The organism is Geobacillus sp. LYN3, assembly GCF_003064505.1.
GTDB classification, from domain to species: domain Bacteria; phylum Bacillota; class Bacilli; order Bacillales; family Anoxybacillaceae; genus Parageobacillus_B; species Parageobacillus_B toebii.
In genome coordinates this window covers 1-659 of the sequence record NZ_QCWL01000065.1, presented here as the reverse complement: position 1 = coordinate 659, position 659 = coordinate 1, and the positions used below count along the sequence as shown (strand labels likewise).

Annotated in this window: 2 protein-coding genes; one reads left to right on the top strand and one right to left on the bottom strand. The window is 41.9% G+C overall.

Features of this window, described 5'->3' with window-relative positions; genetic code table 11:
- Positions 1-83: 83 nt before the first annotated feature.
- Entirely contained in the window at positions 84-254 is a 171-nt protein-coding gene (locus DCC82_RS17090) for an aspartyl-phosphate phosphatase Spo0E family protein (RefSeq protein WP_041269587.1), read from the top strand.
- Positions 255-278: 24 nt separating this feature from the next.
- On the opposite strand, the gene DCC82_RS17085 is transcribed toward DCC82_RS17090, so the two are convergent.
- On the bottom strand, positions 279-602 hold the full coding sequence (locus tag DCC82_RS17085) for a DUF418 domain-containing protein (RefSeq protein ID WP_233253095.1): 324 nt from the start codon (positions 600-602) through the stop codon (positions 279-281).
- Positions 603-659 lie beyond the last annotated feature (57 nt).

Below are 659 nucleotides of genomic sequence, written 5' to 3'. Positions count from 1 at the left end.
ATATACTGAAAATATAAACCCCGCCTTCCTTCCACAGCTAAAGCAGTGGGCTTCCGGCGGATGTTCTCGTGACGGTGAATGCAATGGTGATTTTAATTGAGGAAAAGCGGCAACAAATGATCGAATTAGCATTGACATATGGATTTACCGCCAAAGAAACGATCGAGTGCAGTCAAGAACTAGATGAACTGATTAATCGTTATTTGCGGGAAACGGCGCCGATAGAACACTCTTCCTCACCTGTCCCTCAGTAATGCTTCGGCATGCAGAGGGACTTTTTATTTACGAAAAGGCTGCTTTTTCCCATAAGTTACAGACCGCCATATCCATTCGATCGGACCGATCCGAAAAAACTGAAGCCACTTTTGGCTTCCTATCAGCTGCACACCATAAATAAGAAATGCAAGCATGCTTCCAGAAAATATGCCAATACGTCCATACCATCCAAGCCCATAACCATAAAACAGCAGTGTACAACATACCGATTGAAACAAATAGTTTGTGAGCGACATCTTCCCTATATATTGGAAAATAATTAGTTTTCGCCGCCATTTTTCCTTTTGAAATAATAGAATAATAGCTGTGCCGTGAACTACCCCCACTTAATTTCTAGCGAAAATTTGAAGTGGGGGCTTCCAAAGAAGTTTGACTGCTTTAAG